Raw genomic sequence first — 3948 nt, 5'->3', positions numbered from 1 at the left:
CCGAAGCCGCTGGTCGGCGACAACGGCAGCGGCATGCACGTGCACCAGTCGATCTCGAAGGACGGCAAGCCGCTGTTCGCAGGCGACAAGTACGCCGGCCTGTCGGATCTGGCGCTGTACTACATCGGCGGCATCATCAAGCACGCCAAGGCCATCAACGCGTTCACCAACGCCAGCACCAACAGCTACAAGCGCCTGGTGCCGGGCTTCGAAGCGCCCGTGATGCTGGCGTACTCGGCTCGTAACCGTTCGGCCTCCATCCGTATTCCGTGGGTGGCGAATCCGAAGGGCCGTCGCATCGAAGTGCGCTTCCCGGATTCGACGGCGAATCCGTACCTCGCCTTCGCCGCGATGCTCATGGCCGGTCTCGACGGCATCCAGAACAAGATCCACCCGGGCGAAGCCGCGGACAAGGATCTGTACGACCTGCCACCGGAAGAAGCCAAGAACATTCCGGAAGTCTGCTACTCGCTGGAGCAGGCGCTCGAGTCGCTCGACAAGGATCGCGGCTTCCTCAAGGCAGGCGGCGTCTTCACCGACGACGTCATCGATGCCTACATCGGCCTGAAGATGCAGGAAGTGACCAAGGTGCGCATGTCCACGCACCCGCTGGAGTTCGAGCTGTACTACAGCGTGTAACTCACACGGACGCCGGATCGGCAACGATCCGGCGTCCGCTCTGTTTCAAGGAGGCGGTGACGCCGTTCACACAATGTCGTTGCCGCTTTTGTCAGGTCGGAGCGAAGCGGATATGCTCGATCCCCATGCGCACTACCCTGTTGCTGCTCGCATTTCTCGCGGGTCCTGCCCTTGCAGGGCAGACAGTGTGGAAGTGGGTGGACTCCGACGGGGTGACTCACTACGCCGATCGCCCCGTGCCGGGGGCGACGCGGATGGAGCTGAGCACGGGCTCTTCGCTGCCGAGCGCGAATACTCCTTCATACGGTTCTTCTTCCAGCAGTTCGACGCCCGCCGACAGTGGGCCGGCGTATCGCAACTTCGAAATCTGGAAGCCCTCGCCAGAAGAAACCATCGCCAACACTGGCGGCCAGGTCACCGTGAACATACGGACGGAACCGGGGCTGGCGCCCGGCCACACCTTGAACCTGTATCTGGATGGCCGGCTGGTCGAAGGCTTTCCGGGCAACACGACTTCCTTCGACCTGACCGGTGTAGCCCGGGGCGAACACACCGTGATCGCCACCGTGACCGATTCGGGTGGCAACAGGATCCAGGAAACCGAACGGGTGGTGTTCTACGTGCGGCAGGAATCCGCAGCGCAGCCGCCGACGGGTCCTGCCCTCCGTCCGCCGCCGAAGCCGCAACCGCGTGCCGGCAACAAGATGCCTGCGTCGCAGCCGACTTACGCTGCGCTGAATCCCGCGGTGTCTGCCGCAAAGATCGATCCGGCGACCAATCGACCGGTCGTGCAGAAACCGGCGGTCAAACCGTCGACGCCCAAGCCGGGCAAGTAACCCGTCCTTCTCTCCGCCGACTTCGCGCGCGCGCTGTCGCGTGCACGGTCCGTCGTCACACCTGCCAGGTGGCGGGGTGACGGGCGCCATGGTTGCACACGCAACGAGCATCGGCCGGCGCGCCATGGCAGATCCCGATCGCATTCTCGACAGTCTCAGTACGAGCATCCTGATCGTCGACGATGCGCAGACCCTTCTCTATTTGAATGTCGCCGCCGAAACACTGTTCGGCGTGAGTCGCAATCAGGTACGTGGCCGGCCGGTCGCCGAACTGCTGGTCGACGCGACGGCGCTGACTCTCGTCGTCGAACGCGCGATGGAAACCTGGCGACCGATCTCGCGCCGCGAACTGGCATTGCGACCGGTCAACGGCGACGGCGAGTTGATCGTCGACTGCAATGTCGCGCCGTATGAAGAGCCCGGAACGCCCGGCGCGGCGCTGATCGAAATCAGCGACGGCACGCAGCACCAGCGCATCACCCGCGAGAATGCATTGCTGACCCAGATCGGCGGCAGCCGCGCCATGATCCGGCAGCTCGCGCACGAGATCAAAAATCCGCTCGGCGGCCTGCGCGGCGCGGCGCAGCTGCTCGAACGCCAGCTCGGCGATGCGGCGATGCGCGAGTACACCTCCGTCATCATCAGCGAAGCGGATCGTCTCGCGACGCTGGTCGATACGCTCCTGGGTCCGGGTCATCACCCGCGCAAGGAGTCGGTCAACATCCACGAACTGCTGCAGCACGTCGGTCACCTGCTGGCTGCCGATGCGCCGCCGAACGTGTCGGTGGAGCGCGATTACGATCCGAGCCTGCCGCCGCTGCTGCTCGACCGGCACCAGATCATCCAGGCGATGCTCAATCTCGGGCGCAACGCCGTGCAGGCGCTCTCGCAGAACGGCGGCCGGATCATCCTGCGCACGCGGGCGCTGACGAATCAGAACATCGGCACGAAACGCTATCGCCTGGTCGCGTGCATCCAGTTCGAAGACACCGGCCCGGGCGTTCCCGAACAGCTGCGCGACACGCTCTTCTATCCGCTCGTGACGGGACGCCCCGACGGCACCGGCCTCGGCCTCGCCGTCGCCCAGGATCTCGCCAGTCGCCACGATGGCCTGATCGAGTTCGAAAGCCGCCCCGGTCTGACCACCTTCACCATCCTGCTGCCATTCCATGCTCCAGATGCCCGTCAAGCCTCTTAATGTCTGGCTCGTCGACGACGATGCCTCCATCCGCTGGGTGCTCGAGCGCGCGCTGCGCCAGGGAGGCATGGCGCCGACCGCGTTCGATCACGCCGACTCGGCGCTCGCGGCGTTGCGACGCGATCGACCCGATGTGTTGATCACCGACATTCGCATGCCCGGCCGCAGCGGCCTCGAACTGCTGACCGAGATTCACGACAGCCAGCCGCAACTGCCGGTGATCGTGATGACGGCGCACTCGGATCTCGACAGCGCCGTCGCCGCGTACCAGGGCGGCGCCTTCGAATACCTGCCGAAGCCGTTCGACATCGATCAGGCCGTCGACCTGGTGCGTCGCGCAGCCCAGCAGAAGGAACGCGTCGAAGAAGTCAGCACCGAATCGCGCCGCATTCCCGAAATGCTGGGACAGGCGCCGGCGATGCAGGAAGTGTTTCGCGCCATCGGCCGGTTGTCGCGCTCCAGCATGACCGTGCTGATCACCGGCGAATCCGGCACGGGCAAGGAACTGGTCGCCCGCGCCTTGCATCGTCACAGCCCGCGCGCCAGCAAGGCCTTCATCGCGCTGAACACGTCCGCATTCACTGCGGATCTGCTCGAGTCCGAACTGTTCGGTCACGAAAAAGGTTCGTTCACCGGCGCCGATGCACTGCGTCGCGGCCGCTTCGAACAGGCCGACGGCGGCACGCTGTTCCTCGATGAAATCGGCGACATGTCGCCGCAGCTGCAGACCCGCCTGCTGCGCGTACTGGCCGAAGGCGAGTTCTATCGCGTCGGCGGCCAGGTGCCCGTGCGCGTCGATGTGCGCGTGATCGCAGCCACGCACCAGGCGCTGGAAGAACGCGTGAAACAGAACATGTTCCGCGAGGATCTGCTGCACCGCCTGAACGTGATCCGCATCGAAGTACCGCCGCTGCGCCAGCGTCGCGAAGACATTCCGGAACTGATCCTTCACTATCTCGACGCGGCCGCCATCGAACTCGGTGTCGAATCGAAGACGCTGTCGCCGGAAGCGATGGCCGTACTGTCGAGCTTCGACTGGCCCGGCAACGTCCGCCAGCTCGTCAACACCTGTCGCCGACTCACCGTGACTGCGCCCGGCCGCGAGATCAAGGCCGAAGACATTCCCACCGATCTCGGCGGTGCTCCCGGCCCCGCACGACTGCAGGACGAGTGGACGCGCCAGCTCACGAGCTGGGCGGACAAACGTCTCGCTGCCGGCGAAACGCCGCTGCTCGACGATGCGATGCCGGAGTTCGAACGCACGCTGATCCGCGC

At 65.1% G+C, this 3948-nt stretch carries 3 protein-coding genes and 1 pseudogene; all 4 read left to right on the top strand.

The features are described 5' to 3' along the window. A pseudogene (gene glnA / locus V7D81_RS09215) lies at positions 1-639 on the top strand (glutamine synthetase); the annotation flags it as partial. Positions 640-764: 125 nt separating this feature from the next. Further along, positions 765-1475 (top strand): DUF4124 domain-containing protein, encoded by a 711-nt coding sequence (locus V7D81_RS09210; RefSeq protein ID WP_324315943.1) that lies wholly within the window; start codon positions 765-767, stop codon positions 1473-1475. A gap of 88 nt (positions 1476-1563) precedes the next feature. After that, the gene (gene glnL / locus V7D81_RS09205) at positions 1564-2673 is read left to right on the top strand and encodes a nitrogen regulation protein NR(II) (RefSeq protein ID WP_324315941.1); all 1110 of its coding nucleotides are present in this window, start codon (positions 1564-1566) and stop codon (positions 2671-2673) included. Next, on the top strand, positions 2654-3948 hold a 1295-nt coding region (gene ntrC, locus V7D81_RS09200), incomplete at its 3' end, for a nitrogen regulation protein NR(I) (RefSeq protein WP_324315946.1). The genes glnL and ntrC, both read left to right, overlap by 20 nt.

The organism is Povalibacter sp. (assembly GCF_036735925.1).
Lineage (GTDB): Bacteria > Pseudomonadota > Gammaproteobacteria > Steroidobacterales > Steroidobacteraceae > Steroidobacter.
Note: the sequence above shows the minus strand (reverse complement) of the source record. Positions and strands in the feature narration are given on the sequence as shown.